We start from the raw sequence: 263 nt of genomic DNA, 5'->3' as shown, positions 1-263 counted from the left end.
ATCGACAGATAATAAAGGCCCAGCACCATGTCCTGCGACGGCACGATGATCGGCTTGCCGTTCGCGGGCGACAGGATGTTGTTGGTCGACATCATCAGCACGCGCGCTTCCAGCTGCGCCTCGAGGCTCAGCGGAACGTGCACGGCCATCTGGTCGCCGTCGAAGTCGGCGTTGAACGCCGAGCAGACCAGCGGGTGGAGCTGGATCGCCTTGCCCTCGATCAGCACCGGCTCGAACGCCTGAATGCCGAGGCGGTGGAGCGT

The 263-nt window shown here is 63.9% G+C and carries 1 protein-coding gene; it reads right to left on the bottom strand.

The window, feature by feature from the left end; genetic code table 11:
• On the bottom strand, positions 1 to 263 hold a 263-nt coding region (locus FLQ44_RS11045; protein WP_147694438.1), incomplete at both ends, for a hypothetical protein.

This window comes from Vogesella mureinivorans, assembly GCF_007644035.1.
In the GTDB taxonomy this organism is placed as follows: Bacteria; Pseudomonadota; Gammaproteobacteria; order Burkholderiales; family Chromobacteriaceae; genus Vogesella; species Vogesella mureinivorans.
Note: the sequence above shows the minus strand (reverse complement) of the source record. Positions and strands in the feature narration are given on the sequence as shown.